At 70.9% G+C, this 21,229-nt stretch carries 18 protein-coding genes; 14 read left to right on the top strand and 4 right to left on the bottom strand.

Annotated elements, in window-relative coordinates; genetic code table 11:
- Positions 1-39: 39 nt before the first annotated feature.
- A complete protein-coding gene (locus OHT51_RS12690) occupies positions 40-1,278 on the bottom strand; it encodes a PucR family transcriptional regulator (RefSeq protein ID WP_328879022.1) in 1,239 nt (412 codons plus the stop codon).
- A 173-nt stretch (positions 1,279-1,451) separates the two neighbouring features.
- On the opposite strand from OHT51_RS12690, the gene OHT51_RS12685 reads away from it, so the two are divergent.
- Both OHT51_RS12685 and pruA read left to right on the top strand, forming a co-directional pair.
- Entirely contained in the window at positions 1,452-2,378 is a 927-nt protein-coding gene (locus tag OHT51_RS12685) for a proline dehydrogenase family protein (RefSeq protein WP_328879021.1), read from the top strand.
- A 51-nt stretch (positions 2,379-2,429) separates the two neighbouring features.
- Complete coding sequence (gene pruA, locus OHT51_RS12680; protein ID WP_328879020.1) at positions 2,430-4,061, top strand: L-glutamate gamma-semialdehyde dehydrogenase; 1,632 nt, start codon at positions 2,430-2,432, stop codon at positions 4,059-4,061.
- A 71-nt stretch (positions 4,062-4,132) separates the two neighbouring features.
- Here pruA and OHT51_RS12675 read toward each other — a convergent pair whose 3' ends face one another.
- Positions 4,133-4,339 carry a DUF5988 family protein gene (locus OHT51_RS12675; protein WP_328879019.1) on the bottom strand — a complete coding sequence of 69 codons (207 nt, stop codon included), beginning with the start codon at positions 4,337-4,339 and terminating at the stop codon, positions 4,133-4,135.
- A 105-nt stretch (positions 4,340-4,444) separates the two neighbouring features.
- On the opposite strand from OHT51_RS12675, the gene OHT51_RS12670 reads away from it, so the two are divergent.
- Both OHT51_RS12670 and OHT51_RS12665 read left to right on the top strand, forming a co-directional pair.
- On the top strand, positions 4,445-5,002 hold the full coding sequence (locus OHT51_RS12670) for a GNAT family N-acetyltransferase (protein WP_328879018.1): 558 nt from the start codon (positions 4,445-4,447) through the stop codon (positions 5,000-5,002).
- Between the two features lie 259 nt (positions 5,003-5,261).
- Positions 5,262-5,402, top strand: a complete 141-nt coding sequence (locus OHT51_RS12665; RefSeq protein WP_107083653.1) for a hypothetical protein — start codon at positions 5,262-5,264, stop codon at positions 5,400-5,402.
- Between the two features lie 87 nt (positions 5,403-5,489).
- Here OHT51_RS12665 and OHT51_RS12660 read toward each other — a convergent pair whose 3' ends face one another.
- Entirely contained in the window at positions 5,490-7,064 is a 1,575-nt protein-coding gene (locus OHT51_RS12660) for a purple acid phosphatase family protein (RefSeq protein ID WP_328879017.1), read from the bottom strand.
- Positions 7,065-7,206: 142 nt separating this feature from the next.
- Between OHT51_RS12660 and OHT51_RS12655 the strand changes: the two genes are divergently transcribed.
- Both OHT51_RS12655 and OHT51_RS12650 read left to right on the top strand, forming a co-directional pair.
- Positions 7,207-8,250: a 3-isopropylmalate dehydrogenase gene (locus OHT51_RS12655; RefSeq protein ID WP_328879016.1), complete on the top strand. Its 1,044-nt coding sequence runs from the start codon at positions 7,207-7,209 to the stop codon at positions 8,248-8,250.
- A gap of 274 nt (positions 8,251-8,524) precedes the next feature.
- A complete protein-coding gene (locus tag OHT51_RS12650) occupies positions 8,525-9,613 on the top strand; it encodes a branched-chain amino acid aminotransferase (protein ID WP_328879015.1) in 1,089 nt (362 codons plus the stop codon).
- Here OHT51_RS12650 and OHT51_RS12645 read toward each other — a convergent pair.
- On the bottom strand, positions 9,610-11,061 hold the full coding sequence (locus OHT51_RS12645; RefSeq protein WP_328879014.1) for a cytosine permease: 1,452 nt from the start codon (positions 11,059-11,061) through the stop codon (positions 9,610-9,612). The genes OHT51_RS12650 and OHT51_RS12645 overlap by 4 nt on opposite strands.
- Positions 11,062-11,190: 129 nt before the next feature.
- Here OHT51_RS12645 and ureA point away from each other — a divergent pair, with 129 nt between their 5' ends.
- The 8 genes from ureA (at position 11,191) to cimA (ending at position 21,180) form a co-directional block, all read left to right on the top strand.
- The gene (gene ureA / locus OHT51_RS12640) at positions 11,191-11,904 is read left to right on the top strand and encodes an urease subunit gamma (protein ID WP_328879013.1); all 714 of its coding nucleotides are present in this window, start codon (positions 11,191-11,193) and stop codon (positions 11,902-11,904) included.
- On the top strand, positions 11,901-13,574 hold the full coding sequence (locus tag OHT51_RS12635; protein WP_328879012.1) for an urease subunit alpha: 1,674 nt from the start codon (positions 11,901-11,903) through the stop codon (positions 13,572-13,574). The genes ureA and OHT51_RS12635 overlap by 4 nt, the downstream gene beginning before the upstream one ends.
- 20 nt (positions 13,575-13,594) lie before the next feature.
- Positions 13,595-14,677 carry an agmatine deiminase family protein gene (locus tag OHT51_RS12630; protein WP_328879011.1) on the top strand — a complete coding sequence of 361 codons (1,083 nt, stop codon included), beginning with the start codon at positions 13,595-13,597 and terminating at the stop codon, positions 14,675-14,677.
- A gap of 9 nt (positions 14,678-14,686) precedes the next feature.
- Positions 14,687-15,187, top strand: a complete 501-nt coding sequence (locus OHT51_RS12625) for a hypothetical protein (protein ID WP_328879010.1) — start codon at positions 14,687-14,689, stop codon at positions 15,185-15,187.
- Positions 15,184-15,798, top strand: coding sequence for a TetR/AcrR family transcriptional regulator (locus OHT51_RS12620; protein WP_328879009.1), 615 nt, complete (start codon positions 15,184-15,186; stop codon positions 15,796-15,798). The genes OHT51_RS12625 and OHT51_RS12620 overlap by 4 nt, the downstream gene beginning before the upstream one ends.
- 141 nt (positions 15,799-15,939) lie before the next feature.
- Positions 15,940-17,982, top strand: a complete 2,043-nt coding sequence (locus OHT51_RS12615) for a TolB family protein (protein ID WP_328879008.1) — start codon at positions 15,940-15,942, stop codon at positions 17,980-17,982.
- 26 nt (positions 17,983-18,008) lie between these two features.
- Positions 18,009-19,268 (top strand): TolB family protein, encoded by a 1,260-nt coding sequence (locus OHT51_RS12610; RefSeq protein WP_328879007.1) that lies wholly within the window; start codon positions 18,009-18,011, stop codon positions 19,266-19,268.
- A 307-nt stretch (positions 19,269-19,575) separates the two neighbouring features.
- Positions 19,576-21,180 (top strand): citramalate synthase, encoded by a 1,605-nt coding sequence (gene cimA / locus OHT51_RS12605; protein ID WP_328879006.1) that lies wholly within the window; start codon positions 19,576-19,578, stop codon positions 21,178-21,180.
- Positions 21,181-21,229 lie beyond the last annotated feature (49 nt).

The following is a 21,229-nucleotide window of genomic DNA, read 5'->3' as shown; positions in this document are numbered from 1 at the left end:
CCTCTCGTCCAGGACCAGCCCTCTCGTCCAGGACAGGCCCTAGAGTCGCGCCCCCTTCAGCGCCATGTGCAGCAGCAGCCGGTCCTCCCCGTCGTCCAGGTCCAGGCCCGTGAGTTGTTCGACGCGGGAGAGCCGGTAGTACAGGGTCTGGCGGTGGATGCCGAGTTCGGCGGCGGTGCGGCCGGCCTGGCCCGCGCAGTCGAGGTAGACCTCGGCGGTGCGGGCGAGTTCGTGCTGGGCGGGGGAGAGGAGCTGAGTGATTGCGGGGTCCCGGGCGGCCTCCGGGGGGAGGGACGTGAGCAGGCGGTACGGGCCGATGTGCGCCCACTCGGCGACCGGGCCCAGACGGGGTTCGGCCAGGGCGGCGCGGGCCGCGGCCGACGCCTCCTGCCAGGTGGCGGCCAGGTCGGCGAGACCGGAGCGGGGTGCGCCGATGCCTGCGGCCGCCTGGACCCCGCCCTCCTTGAGCAGCCGCGACGCCGCCGCCTGGGCCGGCGTCCGCACCTCCGGCGAGCGCAGCCGGACCAGGATGGCGAGGCTCTGCCCGCTCTCCCCCACTGCCTTGAGGGCGTGGGAGGTGCCCCCACCCCACGGCACCGTGCACAGCGCCGTCGCGTGCGGCACCGTACGGACGGACGGGGCGTCGTCGGGGTCGGCGGACGGCCACGGGGCGACGCAGACCACGGTGTGCGTGCCCTCGCCCCGCGGGCCGAGTGCCGTGCGCAGGGCCGCCAGCGCCTGGTCCCCCTGCCAGCCCCGCTCCGAGGTGAGCGCGGCCCGCAGTTCCCGGCTCAGATCCGCCCCGTGCTGTGCCTCGTCCGCGAGCAGCGCGCCGATGCGGGCGGTCACCTCCATGGCGGCCGACAGTTGCTGGTCCGTGGGGCCCGGATCGTCGTCCAGGAGCCACACGTAGCCCAGGACCACGCCCCGGTGGCGTACGGGGAGGCAGACGCGTCCCCGGTAGACGCCCGCCTCCGGGGTGGGCGGGATGCGCACCGGGCCCGTCGCCCGGGTGATGCCGAAGCCCTCGAACCACGTCCGCACCGCCGTCGTGGAGCGCCGCGTCAGGATCGAGCGGGTGCGGACGGGATCCAGGGCGGACGCGTCGAGGTCGCCCTCACTGTCGTACGCACCGAAGGCGATCAGTTCGAAGTCGCGGTTCTCCAGCGTGGCGGGCGCGCCCAGCAGCTCGGAGATCTCGTCGACCAGCTCCTGGTAGTCGTCCTTGTGGTCCTTGTGGTCCTTGAATTCCGGCGTCACTCGGGCATTCTCCCGCATTTTCGCGTCGCCTTCATACATCTGTCTGAGATCTGTGGCACCGATGCGTGACAGCTGTCGATGGCCGCCGTTCGGAGGGATCCTTAGGTTTCACGGTGGTTCTCCGTGCCGTCCCCGGAACATCACTTATCGGGGTGTCGGCCGTCATTCGGCAGTGTTTGTGGAGGTGCCCCGTGCTGGGTCCCGTGATTCTCGCCGCGTCGCGCAGCGACCGGATGCGACGCCTGATCTCGGCGGCCCCGGTGACGAAACAGGTCGTCGACCGGTTCATCCCCGGCGAGACCGTTCACGACATCGTGCCGATCATCGAGGAGCTCACCGGCAACGGCCTGGAGCTGACGATGGACGTCGTCGGCGAGGACATCACCCGCCCCGACCAGGCCGAGGCCGCGCGGGACGCCTACCTGGCGCTCGTCGACCGGATCAAGGACCTGGAGCTCGGCGAGCGCGTCGAGATGTCCGTCAAGCTCTCCATGTTCGGCCAGGCGCTGGAGGGCGGCCACGAGCTCGCCCTCTCCAACGTCCGCCCGGTCGTCGAGGCCGCCGCCGCGATCGGCACGACGGTCACGCTGGACGCGGAGGACCACACCACCCTCGACTCGATGTTCGCCATCCACGAGGAGCTGCGGAAGGACTTCCCGCAGACCGGCTGCGTCATCCAGGCCTACCTCTTCCGCACCGAGGCCGACGCCCGCCGGCTCGCCGCGAACGGCAGCCGCGTACGGCTCGTCAAGGGTGCCTACAAGGAGCCCGCCGAGGTCGCCTACCAGCAGAAACAGGAGATCGACAAGGCGTACGTCCGGATCCTCAAGGTTCTGATGGAGGGCGCCGGGTACCCGATGATCGGGTCCCACGACCCGCGCCTGATCTCCATCGCACAGGAGCTCGCGCGGCGCGCCGGGCGCAAGCTGGACGAGTACGAGTTCCAGATGCTGTACGGGATCCGCAGCGACGAGCACCTGCGGCTGGCCGCGGAGGGCCACCGCATGCGCGTCTACACGGCCTACGGCACCGACTGGTACGGCTACTTCATGCGGAGGCTCGCTGAGAAGCCGGCGAACCTGCGCTTCTTCCTCCGCTCGATGGTCAGCAAGGGCTGAGCCCCGCACAACGGCTCGCAACACACCGCTCAGTAAGGAGTTACGGAACCCATGGACGCTGTGACCCAGGTCCCCACCCCCGTCAACGAGCCGGTGCACGGCTATGCCCCCGGCTCGCCCGAGCGCGCCCGGCTGGAGGTCAAGCTCAAGGAGCTGGCCGAGAACCCGATCGACCTGCCGTGCACCATCGGCGGCGAGCGCCGGCTGGGTGGCGGCGAGCGCGTCGACGTCGTGCAGCCGCACAACCACAAGGCCCGCCTCGGCACCTACGGCAACGCCACCCAGCAGGACGCCCAGGACGCCATCGACGCGGCCCTCGCCGCCGCGCCGGCCTGGCGCGCGATGTCCTTCGACGACCGCGCGGCGATCATCCTGCGCGCCGCCGAGCTGCTGTCCGGACCGTGGCGCGAGACGCTGGCCGCCTCCACCATGCTCGGTCAGTCGAAGACCGCCCAGCAGGCCGAGATCGACACGCCCTGCGAGCTCATCGACTTCTGGCGCTTCAACGTCAAGTACGCCCGCGACCTGCTCGCCGAGCAGCCCCCGGCGAACTCCCCGGGCGTCTGGAACCGCCTCGACCACCGCCCCCTCGAGGGCTTCGTCTACGCGATCACGCCGTTCAACTTCACGGCCATCGCGGGCAACCTGCCCACCGCGCCCGCGCTGATGGGCAACGTCGTGGTGTGGAAGCCGAGCCCGACGCAGACCCACGCCGCCGTGCTGCTCCTGCAGCTGCTGGAGGAAGCGGGCCTGCCCAAGGGCGTCATCAACCTCGTCACCGGTGACGGCATCGAGGTCTCCAAGGTCGCTCTGGAGCACCGCGACCTCGCCGGCATCCACTTCACCGGCTCGACCAAGACCTTCCAGTACCTGTGGAAGACGGTCGGCAACAACATCGAGAAGTACCGCTCCTACCCGCGCATCGTCGGCGAGACCGGCGGCAAGGACTTCGTCGTCGCCCACCCGAGCGCCGACAAGGCCGTGCTGAAGACCGCGCTGACCCGCGGTGCCTTCGAGTACCAGGGCCAGAAGTGCTCGGCGACCTCCCGGGCGTACATCCCGGCGTCGATCTGGAACTCCGGCTTCAAGGAGGAGTTCGCGGCCGAGGTCGACTACATCACCATGGGCGATGTGACGGACCTGTCGAACTTCATCGGCGCGGTCATCGACGAGCGGGCGTTCGCCAAGAACAAGGCGGCGATCGACCGGGCGAAGCAGGACCCGACCTGCACGATCGTCGCGGGCGGCTCCTACGACGACTCGGTCGGCTACTTCGTCCGCCCGACCGTCGTCGAGTGCACCGACCCGGAGAACGAGGTCTTCACGACCGAGTACTTCGGCCCGTTCCTCGCCGTGCACGTCTACGAGGACGACAAGTACGACGAGATGCTGGAGCAGATGGAGTCGGTGTCCGCCTACGCGCTGACCGGCTCGGTCATCTCGGGCGACCGCGCCGCGGCGGCGTACACGATGGACAAGCTGCGCTACGCGGCCGGCAACTTCTACATCAACGACAAGTCGACCGGCGCCGTGGTCGGCCAGCAGCCCTTCGGCGGCGGCCGCGCCTCCGGCACCAACGACAAGGCCGGCGCCCCGCAGAACCTGATGCGCTGGACGCTGACCCGCGCCATCAAGGAGACGCTGGTCGCGCCGACCGACTACGCGTACCCGCACATGGGCTGACACCCCAACTTACGGGAAGGGGCCGGGTCTTGACTGACCCGGCCCCTTGCTGTCCGTCACCTTCGGTGCGGCTATTCGGCGATCTCCGTCCGCTCCCACCACTCGTACACCGGCAGCCTGCCCTCCGGTGTGTCCGTGTGCCGTGACGTCGGCCTGAAGTGCTCGTATCCACCGCGGAGCCTGATCTTCGCATCGGGGCCCGGGGACGGGGTCGGAACGATCCGCTCGGACAGATCGTCGGGGCCGCCCTCGAGGAACACCTTCGCCATGTCGTTCATGACGTCACCGTTCCCCTCGACGCAACCCTGTGTCCCGTACGCCCCGCAGGATCAGCCGAGTGGGCGAGCCGCCCGCCGGCCCGGTCCGTTGCCGATACTGGTCCGATGACCGCACCCACCTCCGCCGGCACCCCGCGCACCGTGCACACCGCCGACCTCACCCCCGCTGAACTGAGCGCGATCCGTGCCCTGTTGGACGACGCCTTCGACGGGGACTTCTCCGACGAGGACTTCGAGCACGGGCTCGGCGGTATCCACGCCCTCGTCCAGGACGACGCCGGGCGGGTCGTCGCGCACGGTTCGGTGATCATGCGGCGGGTGCGGTACCGGGACCGGTGGCTGCGGGTCGGGTACGTCGAGGCCGTCGCCGTGCGGGCCGATGCGCGGCGGACCGGGCTCGGGGGCCGGGTGATGGCGGAGCTGGAGCGGGTGATCGACCGGGCGTACGACGCGGGGATGCTGTCCGCGAGCGACGAGGGCGCGGCGCTGTACGCCGCTCGCGGCTGGGAGGTGTGGCGCGGGCGGGTCTGCGCGCTGGGACCCGAGGGCGTCGTGCATCTGCCGGACGAGGAAGGCACGACCTTCGTGCGGGCCGCTCTCGCCGGTGCGCTCGACCCCGCGTTCGAGCTGGTCTTCGACTGGCGGGACGGGGACGTGCTCTGACGGGGCGAAGAAGGAAAGCGCAGGTCAGTGGGGTGTGACCCAGTCGGCCGTCTCAGATAGTAGGAAGTCCGAGTAATTGTGGAGACAGACGCGCCGTCCTCCCTTAGTTTTGTAGAAGCCGAACGTCTCGCTCGATCAAGCGAATGGCGGTCGTGAGCCGGGCCCCTTGCAGGCAACCCCTGCGGCACCGCTCCCCGCCCCATCCGGCGTCTCGTATCCCCTGTCTGCACTCCCGGATTGTCGAAGGAGTCGATTTCCCATGGCCGAGACGACCGCCCGCCGCCGAGTCCGTCACCTCTCCCGCACGAGCGAGTCCGACCGCAAGAACGCCGCAGCGGCCCTCCAGCGCGCCCTCGACCGCAGGGACAACGGCGGAGCCACCGGCCACCAGGCCGCGTAGGCGCTGCCGCCGGTAGTACCGCGAAGTGTCGTTGTTCGAGTGCGGCGTCGTCGTGGCTGATCGCGCAGGGCGCTGACCTCAGGCCGATCAGCCGCCTCGCCGCACCTCGAAGTGGTCGATGCGCTCCCCGTTCTGCGCCAGTGCCGACACCTTCAGCCGGGGTTTCGCGCCGCTCTCCGCCTCCACCGTGAGGAAGGAGAAGCCCCGGTAGCGCACCCGCGACCACTGCACGCTCTCCGTCTTGGTGTCGCGTGACTTGGTCCACTTGAAGGTGTCGACCGACTCGCGCTCGGTCACATGCCCCTCGTAGCTCTCCTCGACGCCCGCGGGGAAGCCGTACAGCTCCTTGCCGCCGCCGCCCGCCGTGACGTACACGATGCCGTCCCGCGTCGGGTCCGTCGAGGTGCCGATGGGCACCTGCCTGCCGACCTCGCCGTTCTTGATGGCGTCCGTCCGCTCGTAGACGTGGTTGTGCCCGTTGATCACCAGGTCCACCTGGTGCCGGGCGAAGAGCGGCACCCACTCGGCCCGCACACCTCCGTCGGATGCGTGCGAGGACGTCGAGTACGCGCAGTGGTGGAAGAAGACGACGATGAAGTCGACGCCCTTCGCCGCCCGCAGCTCACCGAGCCGCTCGTCCAGCCACTTGGTCTGGCGGCCGTCCGTGTGGCCCCGGTTGGCGGGAATCTCGTACGACACGTCGTTGGCGTCCAGCGCCACGAAGCCGACGTTGCCGTAGGTGAAGGAGTACACGCCCGGGGCCGTACGGGAGTCGAAGCCGCTGTCCGGCAGGGACCAGCGGGCCAGCTGGCCGCCGTAGCCGTCCGGCGAGTACCAGGCCTCCATGTCGTGGTTGCCGGTCGTCACCATCCACGGCACCGACTTGGCCACCGACTCGGTCTGCTTGAGGTAACCGTCCCAGAAGCCGGGGTCGTAGGCGTCCGACTCCTTGCCGAGGCCCTTGACGTTCGCGTAGCAGATGTCGCCGGCGTGCAGGTGGAAGGCCGGGTTCTGGCCCAGCAGGAGTTTGTCGTTGGTGGCGGCCGCCTCGCTGACGCCCTGGTCGCCGAAGGCCGTGAAGGTGAAGGTCTCCGGGCTCGCGGGAGCCGTGCGGAAAGATGCGATCGTCGCGCGGTTCTTCGGGGCCGCCGGGTCGAAGCCGTCATGGCCCACGCCGTAGTAGTACGTCGTGCCGGGGCGCAGGGAGTCCAGCGCCGCGTGGACGTAGTACTGCTCCAACGCCGCGCGGATGCCCTGCAGTTCGGGGGTGTACAGATCGCGGATCTCGGCGTCGATCCGGCGGCTCAGGTCGTCGGGCCGCAGTCCGATCCGGACGTACGGCTTCTTCACCGCGGCCGGCACCTGCCAGGAGATCCGCATCTGCGCCTTCGGGTCGGCGCCGAAGGCCAGATGGCGGCCGAACGGGGCGACCGCGGAGCCCGGCACCTTCGTGAGGGTGGAAGCGGACGCCGAAACGGAGGGCTTCGCACCGGACGTGCCCGCCCCCGACCCCGAGCAGCCCGTCAGCAGACCGCCCGCCACCGCGCCCGCCGTCACCAGCGTGCGGCGCCTGGTCAGTTTCGTACGCAGGTACTCGTGCTGTTCCGCCATGCTCATACGGCTGGCGAGCTGGGGCGGGATGCCGAAGTCGGGGAGGTCCATGCTGGGAAAGTTCCCAGCACAGGCCAACGCCCGCCGTACGTACGGGTGAACGCCGGTCGACACGCAAACGCCGTCCCCCGTCGGGGTGTCCGTATCGCGGACATCGTGTGTCATCCCATGGGACGAGGAGTAGGGTGCCGACATGTCTCGCAGCCTCAATCTCGCAGTGATTCCCGGTGACGGCATCGGCCAGGAGGTCGTGGCCGAAGGCCTGAAGGTCCTCTCCGCCGTCCTTCCGCAGGATGTGAAGCTGGAGACCAAGGAGTACGACTTCGGCGCCCGGCGCTACCACGCCACGGGTGAGACCCTCACCGACGCCGACCTCGACGCCCTGAAGAAGCACGACGCGATCCTGCTCGGCGCGATCGGCGACCCGGGCGTGCCGTCGGGCGTCCTGGAGCGCGGTTTCCTGCTGAAGCTCCGCTTCGCCTTCGACCACCACGTCAACCTGCGTCCGTCGAAGCTCCTTCCGGGTGTCGCCACCCCCCTCGCCGGACAGCCCGAGATCGACTTCGTCGTGGTCCGCGAGGGCACCGAGGGCCCGTACACCGGCAACGGCGGCACCATCCGCAAGGGCACCGAGCACGAGGTCGCCACCGAGGTCTCCGTGAACACGGCCTTCGGTGTCGAGCGCGTGGTCCGCGACGCCTTCGCCCGCGCGCAGGCCCGCCCGCGCAAGAAGCTCGCGCTGATCCACAAGAACAACGTGCTGACCTTCGCCGGTCACCTGTGGACCAACATCTTCAACAAGGTGGCGGAGGAGTTCCCCGAGGTCGCCACCGAGTACATGCACGTCGACGCGGCGACCATCTACCTGGTCACGCAGCCCGAGCGCTTCGACGTCATCGTCACCGACAACCTCTTCGGCGACATCATCACCGACCTCGCCGCGGCCGTCTCCGGCGGCATCGGCGTCGCCGCGTCCGGGAACATCAACCCGTCCGGCGCGTTCCCGTCCATGTTCGAGCCGGTCCACGGCTCGGCCCCGGACATCGCCGGCCAGGGCAAGGCGGACCCCACCGCCACGGTTCTGTCCGTCGCCCTGCTCCTGCGCCACCTCGGCTACGACGCCGAGGCCGCCCGCATCGACGAGGCGGTCTCCGCCGACCTCGCCGAGCGCACCGGCAAGCCCGCCCGCAGCACGTCGGAGATCGGCGACGCGCTGGCCGTACGAGTAGCCGACTGACGCCCGTCGCGCTACTCGAACAACTTTCGAAGCCGTCGGGTCACTCGCACCCGGCGGCTTCCCCATGTCCGCCGCCGGGTGACACCATCAACCCCTGGATCGCGATTTCGCGCCGATCACGTCGAACAGGCCGATTTCTTCCACGGCACCCGCTTGAGATAATCGAACGCGGAGCCGCGGTACGAAGGAATGCTCGGACGTCCTAGCACTGGCCACAGGCAGTACTGGCGTGATCGCGGCCCGCCACAACGAAACCGGTGAAGGACATCTACTCATGACGACGCCCACGATCGAGCTCAAGCCGTCCGCCAGCCCGCTCTCCTCCGCAGACCGCGAGGCGATACTGGCCAACCCCGGGTTCGGCCGCCACTTCACCGACCACATGGTGACGATCAAGTGGACCGAGGGCCGAGGCTGGCACGACGGCCAGCTCGTGCCGTACGCGCCGCTCTCCCTCGACCCGGCCACGATGGTCCTGCACTACGCGCAGGAGATCTTCGAGGGCCTCAAGGCCTACCGTCAGCCCGACGGGTCCGTCGCCACGTTCCGTCCCGAGAAGAACGCCCTGCGTTTCCAGTCCTCCGCCCGCCGGCTCGGCATGCCCGAGCTGCCGGTCGAGACGTTCATCGAGGCCTGCGATGCGCTGGTGGGCCAGGACCAGGCCTGGGTCCCGACGCACGGTGGCGAGGAGTCCCTCTACCTGCGGCCGTTCATGTTCGCGACGGAGGTCGGCCTGGGCGTGAAGCCCGCGAGCGAGTACCTCTTCATCGTCATCGCCTCCCCGGCCGGGGCCTACTTCCCGGGCGGCGTCAAGCCGGTGTCCATCTGGGTCTCCGAGGACCACGTCCGCGCGGTGCCGGGCGGCATGGGCGACGCCAAGACGGGCGGCAACTACGCAGCCTCCCTGCTGGCCCAGGCCGAGGCCGCCGCCGAGGGCTGCGCCCAGGTCTGCTACCTGGACGCGGTCGAGCGCAAGTGGGTCGAGGAACTCGGCGGCATGAACCTGTACTTCGTGTACGGCGACAAGATCGTCACCCCGTCCCTCACCGGCTCCATTCTGGAGGGCGTCACCCGCGACTCCCTCCTGTCCGTCGCCCGTGACCTCGGCTACGAGGCCGAGGAGGGCCGCATCTCCGTCGACCAGTGGCAGCGCGACGCGGGGGACGGCACCCTCACCGAGGTCTTCGCCTGCGGGACGGCCGCCGTCATCACCCCGGTCGGCACCGTGAAGCGCACCGGCGCCCAGTGGCGGCAGGGCGACGGGGAGCCCGGCGAGGTCACGATGAAGCTGCGCCAGGCCCTTCTCGACGTGCAGCGGGGCAAGGTCGAGGACAAGCACGGCTGGATGCACAAGCTGGGCTAACTCTCGGCCTTGACCGTCAGGGCCGCCGCGGCCTCCGAGTCCGCGGCGGCCCTTTCGCGTACCGGAGCGGAGTCGGCGATCGTCAGCAGCACGTACGTCACCCCTCCCACCAGCCCCGACAGCAGGAAACTGCAGTCCACCCCGCCGGTCACGGCCAGCAGCGGCCCCTCGTACGACGGGAGCGAGACGGCCAGCAGGCCGACCGTCGCGCCCAGGGCCCATGCCACCGTCGCCGGGATGTTCCAGCCCGCCCGGTACCAGTAGATCCCGCCCCGCGCCCGGCGGTTGAAGACCTGGAGGGCCTCCGCGTCGTACACGCCACGGCAGCGTGCGAAGCCGATCAGGGTGATGACCGCCCACGGGGTGCCGATCGCCGTCAGCAGCAGGACGAAGGACGTCATCGCGTCCTGCGCGGACGAGTAGTAGTGGCCGACGAAGACACAGGCGGTGGCGATCACCGCGACCGTGTACGTGGCCGTCGCCCGGGACGCGCGCGGCAGGATGGCGTCCAGGTCGAGGCCCATGGAGTAGAGCATCAGGCCCGCGTTGCCGACCGACCCGGCGGAGGCGGCCAGCAGGAGCGGGACCAGGTACCAGCCGGGGGAGGCGGAGACCAGCGGTCCGGCGTAGTCGAGGGCGGCCCCCGCCGCGTACGCCGTGAAGGTGCCGAAGAGCTGGGGGATCAGCAGGCCGAGGGAGAGGCCGAGCCAGGTCGCGTGCAGCACCCGGCGGGAGGAGTGGCGGGCCGGCGAGATGTAGCGGGTGTAGTCGCCGAGCAGCGTGATGAAGGCGATCGGCCCGGACAGGCCCGCGGCCACCGTCGCCAGCAACCAGGTGGGCCAGAAGCCGCCCAGCAGATAGCCGCCCGCCTCCGGCAGCGCGCCGGTCGTGAAGTGTGGGGCGTAGGCGATCACACCGAGGACCAGCAGGGCCGTCATGCCGATCGCGAGGACGCGGGACATGGTGAGCAGCACGCGGTAGCCGTACACCGCTCCCGCGACGGTCGCCGCGGCCAGCAGTCCGTAGACCACGCCGTACGAGATTCCGCTCGCCGGCAGCCCGACCAGCCGGCCCAGCACGCCGACCATCACGTCGCCGCCGATCCACACGGTCAGGGCGGTGTAGCCGAGGGCCAGCAGGAGGCCGACCACCGAGCCGACGAGGCGGCCTCGCACGCCGAACTGGGCGCCCGAGGACGTGGACAGGTTCGTCGCCGTGCGCAGGGAGATCAGCGCGAGCGGGGCGGTCAGGGCCGTGCCGGCCACGGTGCCCACGACGACCGAGCTCACCGACGCCCACCAGTCCAGGCCGAACGACGGCGGCAGCCAGCCGAAGACGATCACTCCGAGGCAGAGGTTGGACCCCAGCAGGATCGAGACGAGATCCCGGGGCCCGCTCGTGCGTTCCCCGTCGGGGATGGTGTCGACTCCGCGCTGTTCCATCGGCATATTGGTCTCCCTCGGTTAGAACGACGTTCAATGTGATGTGTCCTAACCTCTGCCGTCAAGGTTTCGGTTGCATCAATCCAGTGTTTAGAGTGATGCTCTAAAGCGAGGACGACAAGGAGGTGCCGCGTTGTGAGACTGACCCCGACGGAACGTGACCGGCTGCTGCTCTTCGGAGCCGCCGAACTGGCCCGGGCCCGCCGGGCCAGAGGGCTCAGGCTGAACGTGCCCGAGGCGACCGCGCTCATCGCGGACACCGTCTGCGAGGCCGCCCGCGACGGCGCCCGCCTCGCCGAGGCGATCGAGCGTGCCCGGTCCGTGCTCGGGCCGGACGACGTGCTGCCGGGCGTGGCGGACGTCGTCACCGAGGTACATGTCGAGGCCGTCTTCGACGACGGCTCGCGGCTGGCGGTCGTGTCCGACCCCATCGGTGGCGGCGGGCCCGCGGACCAGGGCCCGGGCGCGCTGCTGCCGGGACCCGAGCACGCCGAGCCCGAGGCGGTCCTGCGGGTGATCGTGACGAACACCGCCACCGTGCCGGTCTCCGTGACCTCCCACTTCCACTTCTTCGAGGCCAACCCGCGCCTCGACTTCGACCGCGGCGCGTCCTACGGCATGCGCCTCGCCGTTCCGGCCGGGTCGTCGACGCGCTTCGGGCCGGGGGAGAGCGTCGAGGTCGGGCTGGTCCCGATCGGGGGCGAGCGGATCGCCATCGGGTTCGCGGGGCTCGTGGACGGGGCGCTGGACGCGCCGGGGGTGAAGGAAGAGGCCCTGCGCAGGGCCGCCGCCTGCGGATATCTGGGAGCCACGGCTCCAGGGGGCGAGTTTCAGGGAGCACAACGATGAATCCTCACGAGTACGCCGCCACCCACGGCCCCCGCGCCGGCGATCGCATCCGCCTCGGCGACTCCGGCCTGACGATCCGCGTCGAGTCGGACTCCCAGCGCTACGGCGACGAGTTCCTCGCCGGGTTCGGCAAGACCGCCCGGGACGGGCTGCACCTCAAGGCGGCCGCCGTCCGGGAGACCTGTGACGTGGTGATCAGCAACGTCGTCGTGATCGACGCGGCGCTGGGGATCCGCAAGGTCTCCATCGGCATCAGGGAGGGCCGGATCTGCTCGATCGGGCGGGCCGGGAACCCCGACACCCTCGACGGCGTCGACGTCGTGGTCGGCACGGGCACGTCGATCGTGTCCGGCGAGGGGCTCATCGCCACCGCCGGGTCCGTCGACACGCATGTGCACCTGCTGTCGCCGCGCATCATGGAGGCCTCGCTCGCCTCCGGCGTGACCACGATCATCGGGCAGGAGTTCGGGCCGGTGTGGGGCGTCGGCGTCAACTCCCCGTGGGCGCTGCGGCACGCGTTCAACGCCTTCGACGCCTGGCCCGTCAACATCGGCTTCCTGGGGCGCGGTTCCTCGTCGGACCGGGCCCCGCTCGTCGAGGCCCTCGCCGAGGGCGGCGCCTCCGGCTTCAAGGTGCACGAGGACATGGGCGCCCACACCCGGGCGCTGGACACGGCCCTGCGGGTCGCCGAGGAGTACGACGTCCAGGTCGCCCTGCACAGCGACGGCCTGAACGAGTGCCTCTCGGTCGAGGACACCCTGCGCGTACTGGAAGGCCGCACCATTCACGCCTTCCACATCGAGGGCTGCGGCGGCGGACACGTCCCGAACGTGCTGAAGATGGCCGGCGTCCCGAACGTCATCGGCTCCTCCACCAACCCGACCCTGCCCTTCGGCCGGGACGCGGTCGCCGAGCACTACGGCATGATCGTCTCCGTCCACGACCTGAAGACCGACCTGCCCGGCGACGCCGCCATGGCCCGCGACCGCATCCGCGCCGGGACGATGGGCGCCGAGGACGTGCTGCACGACCTGGGCGCGATCGGCATCACCTCGTCGGACGCGCAGGGCATGGGGCGCGCCGGCGAGACGGTCCGCCGTACCTTCGCGATGGCCGGGAAGATGAAGGCCGAGTTCGGCGCCCCGGACGACGGCGACGACAACGAGCGTGTCCTGCGCTACATGGCCAAGCTGACCATCAACCCGGCCATTGCGCACGGCCTCTCGCACGAGGTGGGGTCGATCGAGGTCGGCAAGCTCGCCGACATCGTGCTGTGGCGGCCGGAGTACTTCGGTGCCAAGCCGCAGCTGGTGCTGAAGTCCGGCTTCCCTGCCTACGGCGTGGTCGGCGACCCCAACGCGGCCACCGACACCTGCGAACCCCTCGTCCTGGGACCGCAGTTCGGGGCGTACGGCGCCACGCCCGCCGACATCTCCGTCGCCTTCGTCGCGCAGGCCGCCGTCGACCAGGGCAACGACACCATGCCGACCCGGCGCCGCAGGGTCGCCGTGCGCGGCACGCGCGGCATCGGGCCGGCCGACCTGCGCCTCAACTCCCGTACCGGCGCCGTCGACGTGGACCAGCGCACCGGCCTGGTCACCCTCGACGGTGAGCCGCTGCGCTCCGAACCGGCCGACTCGGTCTCCCTCAACCGCCTCTATTTCCTGTGACGTTCAGACAAGGACCCGCCATGACGACCCCCGCCGCCGACGGCTTCCGCATGCCCGCCGAGTGGGCCCCGCACGAGCGCACCTGGATGGCCTGGCCGGGGCCGAACCCGACCTTCGAGGACCCGGACGACCTCGCGGCCTCCCGGATCGCCTGGGCGTCCGTCGCCCGCGCGGTCCGCCGCTTCGAGCCGGTGACGGTGGTGTGCGGCCCCGGCCAGTCGGCCGAGGCCCGCGCGCTGCTCGGCCATGACGTCGAGACGGTCGAGCGGGACCTCGACGACGCCTGGATGCGTGACATCGGCCCGACCTTCCTCACCGACGCCAAGGGTCGACTCGCGGCCGTCGACTGGACGTTCAACGGCTGGGGCGCCCAGGACTGGGCCCGCTGGGAGCACGACGAGAAGATCGCCGCGTACGTCTCCGACCTCGCGGGGTCGGCCAGGACGTACGCCTCGAAGCTTGTCAACGAAGGCGGTGCGATCCACGTCGACGGCGAGGGCACCGTCCTGCTCACGGAGACGGTCCAGCTCGGCCCGGAGCGCAATCCGCACTGGACGCGCGAGCAGGTGGAGGCGGAGATCCACGCCCACCTGGGCACCCGCAAGGCGATCTGGCTGCCGCGCGGCCTGACCGGCGACTACCCTCCCCCACTGCCCGAAAGGCGTGGGGGCACCCCCAACGTCTTCGGCACCCTCGGCCATGTCGACATCGTCGCCGCCTTCGCCCGCCCCGGCGTGGTCGTGGCCCATGTGCAGCCGGACCCGGCCCACCCCGACCACGAGGTGACCAAGGAGATCGTCGGTCTGCTGAAGTCGCAGACGGACGCCCGCGGCCGGCGCCTGGAGGTCGTCGAGGTGCCCGCGCCGACCGTCCTGGAGGCGGACGGCCACTGGGCCGACTACTCCTACATCAACCACTACCTCTGCAACGGCGGCGTGGTGCTGTGCGGCTTCGACGACCCGCGCGACGAGATCGCGGCCGGCATCTTCCGCCGGCTCTTCCCGGAGCGGACGGTGACGCTGGTCGACGCCCGGACGGTCTTCGCCGGTGGCGGGGGCATCCACTGCATTACCCAGCAGCAGCCGAAGGCCGGGGTCAGGTAGAACGTACGGGTGAACGTACTGCTGCTCTGCACGGCCTGTGGCCACCGCCTCACCGAGCCGCTGCGCCTGCTGCCCGAGGTGCCGCCGCGACCCGAGTACGAGGGGCGCAAGAACCCCGACGGCTCGCGGCACGCCCCGGCGACCATGCCGCGCGGGACGTACGCGGTGGACCCGGAGCCGTGCGGGGCGCCGTATGTGCCGCACCCCGATCCGGACTGGTGCGACGCCGCCAACCCGGGGAACGTGTGCATGGGCGACCCCGACGGCCAGGGCTTCCTGATGTCCGCCGGGCCGCGTGACACTCTGGTCGTCCACCCCGGCGACGCTCGCGAGCGGCTGGAGCACAATCCGGCGACGACGGAGTTCGGCTGCTGCGGTCCCCCCGGACGCGAGGGTCCCAACGCGGTGTGCGGCGGGTGTGGCGCGGTGGCGGCGACGGAGTTCCGGGACTGCACCGGGGCGTACGAGACGCACTTCCTTCCCGAGGCCGTGCGGGTGAGCGGCGCATGAGCCAGACCCCGTCGTCCCGCCGCCGTACCCCCGCCCCACCCCGCGAGGACGTCCTCGCCGCGGCCATGGAGATGATCGCCGAACGCGGCCTGGAGAAGCTCACCATGGCCGCCCTCGGCCGTGAGGTCGGCATGAGCAGCGGCCATCTGCTCTACTACTTCCACTCCAAGGACGAGCTGCTGCTGCGGACCCTGGAGTGGAGCGAGGGCCGGCTCGGCGCCGAGCGCGGGCGGCTGCTCACCCGGACCGCCTCCGCCCGCGAACGCCTCGACGCATACGTCGACCTGTACGTCCCCGACGGCCACCGCGACCCCCACTGGACGCTGTGGCTGGAGGTCTGGAACCGCTCGCAGAACGCCGACGACGACGCCCGCGACCGCCAGGCCGCCATCGAGGGCGCCTGGCACCGCGACCTGGTGGCGCTGCTGGCGGAGGGGGTGTCGAGGGGCGAGTTCCGAGCGGTCGACCCGGACCGGTTCGCCGCCCGCTTGCGGGCCCTGCTGGACGGCTTCTCCATCCACGTGGCCATCGGGCTGCGGGGCACGGACCGGGGGACGATTCTCGGCCACGTACGGGAGTTCCTGGACGAGGGCCTCCTCGCGGACGCCTGACCTCCCGCCCGGGTTGTACGCAATAAGACCCATTGACCCTGTGGCCGGTGATGCGTTTGCCTCGTTTCGAACTCCCGGCGGGGGCCGGGTGGTGGAGCGTCGGCGGGGACCACAGGGGGGAACATGTCCGGAGTCGCACGTGTGTCCAGAGCCTCGTTAGGCACGGCGCTGCTCGCGCTCGCCGGGACTGCGGCACCGAGCGCCGACGCGGCGCCCCGCCCGCCGCTCGTCGAGCGCGTCAGCACCGCCGCCGACGGCACCCAGGCCGACGGCCCCTCGAACGACGCCGCGATCAGCGCGGACGGCCGTCATACCGCGTTCGTGTCCACCGCGCCGAGCTTCGGCTGCGCGCACTTCACCCCGTGCCTGCTCGTGAAGGACCTGACCGGCGGCGGGGTCACCAGGGTCGACCTCGGCAGCGGCTACACGTACGGCTCGCCGATGCCGAGCGCCGACGGGAGCCGCATCGCCTTCTCCGCGGGCACCCGGTTCCTCGCGCCCTACCTGTACGACCGCGCCACCGGTCGCGCGGAGCGGGTGTGGCCCGAGAACCCGCCCGGCTCCAACGAGTTGGGGCGCGTGCAGTCCATCAGCCCTGACGGCACGCACGTCGCGTACACCATCGGCAACCGCAACGGCTCGGAGAACTTCCGGCTGCTGTACGTCCGCGACACGGCCACCGGCACCGACGAACTGATCTCACCGGCCGAGGAGGGCGACAAACCCGGGGCCTCGGTGAGCGGCGACGGCGAGCGGGTCGCCTACTCCGTCCGCAGCGGCTCCGAGGAGGACCCGGCCGACGTCTTCGTCAAGGACCGGGCCACGGGCGAGCGGACCCAGGTCGACACGGACCTCGGCGCCGCCTACCTGGTCCGCATCACGGCGGACGGCCGTCGCGTCCTTCTCGAAGCGGAGGGCGGCCTGTACGTCCACGACCTGCGCAGGGGCACCTCGCGGCGGGTGGCCGAGGGGACGACGTCCTCCGTCACGGCGGACGGCCGGTACGCCGTCGTCTCGGGTGCGGACGGCACGCGGGTGCGCGATCTGCGGACCGGGCTGCGCGGCGCCGCCCTGCCGCCGAGCGCCCAGGTCATGGAGGGCGCGCTGGCCGACAAGGGCCGTGCGGTGGCGTTCAGTTCGACGGCATCCCACCTGGTGCCGGGCGACACCAACGCCGAGTCGGACGTGTTCGTCCTCTCCGGCGCACTCCGTGAGAACCCGGCCCCGATGCCGTCCGTCACCGAGCGGATCAGCATGACGGGAGACGGACAGCAGCGGCCCGGGGCGTCGTACGACCCGGTGCTGGGCGCGGACAAGGTCGTCGCGTTCACGTCGGACGACGACGTCTTCGTCAACGCGGCCGGAGGCATCGGCCAGGTCAACTCCGGCACACAGAAGCCGGCGTCCGAAGGCACGCCCTGCTCCAGCGGACGCATGGTCGGCTATGGGGCTCCATACGAACCCGACGGAGGGCCGGGCGTCCACATCCGCAACCGCTCGGTCGGCAAGCTGACCAGTCTGGCTTCCTACCAGGGCGTCCGCTTCACCTGGATGGGACAGCCCGCGGTGGACCCCAGCTGCCAGTGGATCACCTACGCCGCCACGCTGCCCGCGACCGACGCCGACCCGCATCCGCAATCCCGCGTCTACCGCTTCCGCTTCAACGGCGGCACCACCGACGTCGTCAGCGCGCCCACGGGCGAGGCGGCGCGCAAGCCCTCCATCAGCTACGACGGCCGGTACATCGCCTTCGAGCAGGGCGGCGGCGTCCAGGTCCGCGACCTGGACACCGGCGCCCTGGAGCAGGCCGGAGCCGAAGGCGCCGCAGCTCCTACCCTGAGCGAGGACGGCCGCCGGGTCGCCTTCCAGCAGGGCGACGAGATCCACGTCCGTGACCTCGACGCGGGGACGACGACTCGGGTCAGGGGCACCGAGCCCGCGCTCTCCGGCAGCGGTACGCACCTCGCGTACACCTCGCGAGACGCCGTATTCCTGCTCGAACTCGCCACCGGGAAACGGCAGTTGGTCAGCGTCGACCGCTGGGGCGGCCGCAACGACCTCCCGGCCCGGGACCCCTCCGTCAACGCCGACGGCACTGTCGTCGCATTCGAGTCGGCGTCACCCGATCTGGTGGAGGGGGACACCAACGGGGTGTCGGACGTCTTCCTGCGGACAGTTCAATGACAACGACCATCAACGGGGGAACAACCATGCACAGCACCAAGCGAGTTGTCGCACTCGCCATCGCCCTGGCCGCCGCGACGGCGACGCTGTCGGGCACGTCGGCGGGCGCCGCACCCGGGGCGCCGTACACCGAGAAGGCGAGCGTGGCGCCGGACGGCACGGACGGCAACCGTGCCTCCGACGGGCAGAGCCTGAGCGCCGACGGCCGCTATCTGGCCTTCGTCTCCGACGCCGACAACCTCGTCGCGGGCGACTCCAACGGCGTCGCCGACGCGTTCGTGCGCGACCTGCGGACCGGTGTCACCCGTCTGGCGAGCACCGCGGCGGACGGCAGCCCGGGGGACGCGAACGTCCTGGACGTCTCGCTGAGCGCCGACGGCCGGTACCTGGCGTTCACGTCCAACCCCACCTACAACACCGCCGACAACCACATCTTCGTCAAGGACCTGCGGACCGGCGCCCTCCAGCGCATCGACGACGCCGTCGACCCGGGCTACAGCGCCGGCAGCATGCCGGCCCTCAGCGCCGACGGCCGCTATGTCGCCTTCGTCGCCCTGCACACCAGCGACGCGGGCCCGGCGGGCGACAGGTCGAACCGGGTCTACCGCGTCGACCGCGTCACCGGCGAGCGGGTCCGCGTCAGCCAGGTCCCCGGCGAGGGCGCCTGGAAGTCCGCCGCCACCCAGCCGACCATCAGCGCGGACGGCGACAAGGTCGGCTACCAGTTCTTCGTGCCGTACCCCACCCGGGGCGACTGGAGCGACGCCTACGTCCGTGACGTGCGCAGCGGTGAACTGACCCAGGTCGACAAGGCGCCGGACGGCGCGGCGTCCGACGGGCACACCGAGTACCCGCAGGTCAGCGCCGACGGCCGGTACGCGGTGTTCAACTCGCTGGACTCGAAGCTGACGCCGGGCGACACCAACGGCACCCACAACGTCTTCGTCCGGGATCTGAGGACGGGGGACCTGCGCCGCATCGACGCCGCCGACCCGGCCGCCCACACCGGCTTCGCCCGGCTCAGCGCGGACAGCAGGTACCTAGCGTTCGGCGCGGCCGCCCCGGGCGACCCGAACTCCGCACGCCAGGTGTACGTGCGCGACCTGCGCACCGGACGCACGGTGCTCGTCAGCGCCGCGGCGCAGGGCGGCCCGAGCGCCGACTACGCGGAGTACCCGGTGATCGACCAGCACGGCCGCACGGTCGCCTTCAGCAGCCGTGGCGCCGACCTGGTGCCGGACGACACCCAGGACACCACGCACGTCTACGTCCGCCACCTGCGGTGATCAGCGCAGTGCTCGCATCCTGAGACGGACGGTGAGCACGGGGTCGACTTGTGCCAGACTGCCCCCGTGCTCTCGTTCGCCATGATTATTGGCAGCAGGCGCGCCGGTCCGCAGTGACCACCACGTACGACCAGGTACGGGTGGACACCGTCGTCCTCGACCCGCGCGCAGACCTCTCGCACCCGCGAGAGGTTTTTCTGTTTCCCGGCCCACCCGCAGCCGGGCGGAGAGCGTGAGGGACCATAGGTGGGGACGGTGGAGCCGGTCATTCCGGTAGACCGAGATCCAATACAGGAGCCTTACGACCATGTCGGTAACCAGCGAGCTCGACGACTCGTTCCACGTCTTCGACACCACCCTGCGCGACGGCGCCCAGCGGGAGGGCATCAACCTCACCGTCGCCGACAAGCTGGCCATTGCCCGTCACCTGGACGACTTCGGCGTGGGCTTCATCGAGGGCGGCTGGCCGGGCGCCAACCCCCGCGACACCGAGTTCTTCGCGCGCGCCCAGCAGGAGATCTCCTTCCGGCACGCCCAGTTGGTCGCCTTCGGCGCCACCCGCCGCGCGGGCGGCAAGGCGTCCGAGGACCCGCAGGTCAACGCACTCCTGGACTCCGGCGCCCCGGTGATCACCCTCGTCGCCAAGTCCCACGACCGGCACGTCGAGCTCGCCCTGCGCACCACCCTGGACGAGAACCTGGAGATGGTCCGCGACACCGTGTCGTACCTGCGGGAGCAGGGCCGCCGTGTCTTCGTCGACTGCGAGCACTTCTTCGACGGCTACCGCGCCAACCCCGAGTACGCGAAAGCCGTCGTCCGTACGGCCTCGGAGGCCGGCGCGGACGTCGTCATCCTGTGCGACACCAACGGCGGCATGCTCCCCGCCCAGGTCCAGGCGGTCGTCTCGACGGTCCTCGCCGACACCGGCGCCCGGCTCGGCATCCACGCCCAGGACGACACCGGCTGCGCGGTCGCCAACACCCTCGCTGCCGTCGACGCGGGCGCGACCCACGTCCAGTGCACGGCCAACGGCTACGGCGAGCGGGTCGGCAACGCCAACCTCTTCCCGGTGGTGGCGGCCCTCGAGCTGAAGTACGGCAAGAAGGTCCTTCCCGACGGCCACCTCCGTGAGATGACCCGCATCTCGCACGCCATCGCCGAGGTCGTGAACCTCACGCCGTCCACGCACCAGCCGTACGTCGGGGTCTCCGCCTTCGCGCACAAGGCCGGCCTGCACGCCTCCGCGATCAAGGTCGACCCGGACCTGTACCAGCACATCGACCCCGAGCAGGTCGGCAACACCATGCGGATGCTGGTCTCCGACATGGCGGGCCGCGCCTCGATCGAGCTCAAGGGCAAGGAGCTCGGCATCGAGCTCGGCGGCGACCGGGAACTGGTCGGCCGGGTGGTCGAGCGGGTGAAGGAACGCGAGCTCGAGGGCTACACGTACGAGGCCGCCGACGCCAGCTTCGAACTCCTGCTCCGCACCGAGGTCGAGGGCAAGCCCCTGAAGTACTTCCAGGTCGAGTCCTGGCGCGCGATCGTCGAGGACCGCCCCGACGGCAGCCACGCGAACGAGGCCACGGTCAAGCTCTTCGCCAAGGGCGAGCGCATCGTCGCCACGGCGGAGGGCAACGGACCGGTCAACGCCCTCGACCGCGCGCTGCGGGTGGCCCTGGAGAAGATCTACCCTCAGCTCGCCAAGCTGGACCTCGTCGACTACAAGGTCCGCATCCTGGAGGGCGTGCACGGCACCCAGTCCACGACCCGCGTCCTGATCTCCACGTCCGACGGGGCGGGCGAATGGTCCACGGTCGGCGTCGCCGAGAACGTCATCGCGGCGTCCTGGCAGGCGCTGGAGGACGCGTACACGTACGGGCTGTTGCGGGCCGGGGTGACGCCGGCCGAGTAGGCCGAACGGACCTCGCCACCTGCGCCGGGCCCGCCGTCCACGGCACAGT

This window comes from Streptomyces sp. NBC_00299, from assembly GCF_036173045.1.
Lineage (GTDB): Bacteria > Actinomycetota > Actinomycetes > Streptomycetales > Streptomycetaceae > Streptomyces > Streptomyces machairae.
Note: the sequence above shows the minus strand (reverse complement) of the source record. Positions and strands in the feature narration are given on the sequence as shown.

Excerpts from the sequence above, each read along its gene's own strand:
- OHT51_RS12690 (WP_328879022.1), bottom strand. The coding sequence starts at position 1,278 with ATGCGGGAGAATGCCCGAGTGACGCCGGAATTCAAGGACCACAAGGAC.
- OHT51_RS12620 (WP_328879009.1), top strand. The coding sequence starts at position 15,184 with ATGAGCCAGACCCCGTCGTCCCGCCGCCGTACCCCCGCCCCACCCCGC.
- OHT51_RS12670 (WP_328879018.1), top strand. The coding sequence starts at position 4,445 with ATGACCGCACCCACCTCCGCCGGCACCCCGCGCACCGTGCACACCGCC.
- OHT51_RS12665 (WP_107083653.1), top strand. The coding sequence starts at position 5,262 with ATGGCCGAGACGACCGCCCGCCGCCGAGTCCGTCACCTCTCCCGCACG.
- pruA (WP_328879020.1), top strand. The coding sequence starts at position 2,430 with ATGGACGCTGTGACCCAGGTCCCCACCCCCGTCAACGAGCCGGTGCAC.
- cimA (WP_328879006.1), top strand. The coding sequence starts at position 19,576 with ATGTCGGTAACCAGCGAGCTCGACGACTCGTTCCACGTCTTCGACACC.
- OHT51_RS12630 (WP_328879011.1), top strand. The coding sequence starts at position 13,595 with ATGACGACCCCCGCCGCCGACGGCTTCCGCATGCCCGCCGAGTGGGCC.
- OHT51_RS12675 (WP_328879019.1), bottom strand. The coding sequence starts at position 4,339 with ATGAACGACATGGCGAAGGTGTTCCTCGAGGGCGGCCCCGACGATCTG.
- OHT51_RS12650 (WP_328879015.1), top strand. The coding sequence starts at position 8,525 with ATGACGACGCCCACGATCGAGCTCAAGCCGTCCGCCAGCCCGCTCTCC.
- OHT51_RS12660 (WP_328879017.1), bottom strand. The coding sequence starts at position 7,064 with ATGGACCTCCCCGACTTCGGCATCCCGCCCCAGCTCGCCAGCCGTATG.
- OHT51_RS12655 (WP_328879016.1), top strand. The coding sequence starts at position 7,207 with ATGTCTCGCAGCCTCAATCTCGCAGTGATTCCCGGTGACGGCATCGGC.
- OHT51_RS12645 (WP_328879014.1), bottom strand. The coding sequence starts at position 11,061 with ATGCCGATGGAACAGCGCGGAGTCGACACCATCCCCGACGGGGAACGC.
- OHT51_RS12610 (WP_328879007.1), top strand. The coding sequence starts at position 18,009 with ATGCACAGCACCAAGCGAGTTGTCGCACTCGCCATCGCCCTGGCCGCC.
- OHT51_RS12635 (WP_328879012.1), top strand. The coding sequence starts at position 11,901 with ATGAATCCTCACGAGTACGCCGCCACCCACGGCCCCCGCGCCGGCGAT.